The organism is Fulvimarina endophytica (assembly GCF_003403015.1).
GTDB lineage: Bacteria > Pseudomonadota > Alphaproteobacteria > Rhizobiales > Rhizobiaceae > Fulvimarina > Fulvimarina endophytica.
In genome coordinates this window covers 1-1,012 of the sequence record NZ_QURL01000028.1, presented here as the reverse complement: position 1 = coordinate 1,012, position 1,012 = coordinate 1, and the positions used below count along the sequence as shown (strand labels likewise).

Below are 1,012 nucleotides of genomic sequence, written 5' to 3'. Positions count from 1 at the left end.
TAGGTGTTTGGTCCCAGCATGTCATGGCTTGGCGATCGGCTGAAGATTTCCGGCTTTGTCTCGCTGATCTGTCGGATGGCTTCGAACGGCGTTTTGAACCGCAGAGCCCTGAGCTGCTTGGCGTAGTTGTAGGCGAGTAGCCAGTCCCTGACGTGCCGCCGTAGGTCATCGATGGACGCGTAGTGAAACGATTTCACAGTCGCGTCCTTGATAGTCCGCACCATTCTTTCGGCCTGACCGTTCGTCCAGGGATGGTAAGGTTTTGTCCGGCGATGCTCGATATCGTTGGTCGCGCAGACGGCACCGAAGATGTGAGCGACGAAGCCGCTCGCGGCTCGTTTGTCGTGCTGGACGAACTGGACGCCGTTGTCGGTCAGCACGGTGTGGATCCTGTATGGTACCGTCCTGATGAGGGCCTTGAGGAAGCCGGCTGCGACGAGTTTCGTGGCTTTGCGATAGATCCTGGCGAAAACGATCTTCGAGGTGCGGTCGACGGCAACGAAGAGAAAGGCCTTGCCGCCTACATAGCGCAGCTCGGCGATGTCGATGTGGAAATAACCGATCTCATAGGCCTTGAAGCGTTTTGGCTTCTCCTGATCGGCCTTCGGCAAGCGGGAAATGCCATGCCTTTGCAGGCAGCGGTGAAGGCTCGATCGCGACAGATGCGGGATCACGTCCTTCAGCGCGACGTAGACATCATCCAGCGGCAGTCTAGCTTGAACACGCAGCGCGACGATGGCTGCTTCTTCCAAGGCCGACAGGACAGTGCTCGCCCTCTCTTTCGGCCCCATTGCCTCGTCTTCGACGCCGGGGCGAGATCGCCACTTCCTCACCGTTTTTTCGTTGATCCCGTAGCACCTCGCGAGTTCAGCGATCGGAGCTTTCGATCGCTGTAGTTCTGCTCGAACGGCGTGCGTGGTCTTGGCGCTGCCGTGAAGAACCTGGCCCATAGCGCTTCCCTCTCTTTGAAGGTCAATGATACGCCATCACACTGCGGGACTAAACACCTAGC

The 1,012-nt window shown here is 58.2% G+C and carries 1 protein-coding gene; it reads right to left on the bottom strand.

Annotated features, from left to right (window positions below):
* A partial coding sequence (locus tag DYI37_RS19720) for an IS481 family transposase (RefSeq protein ID WP_116684980.1) occupies window positions 1–950 on the bottom strand: 950 nt, incomplete at its 3' end.
* Window positions 951–1,012 lie beyond the last annotated feature (62 nt).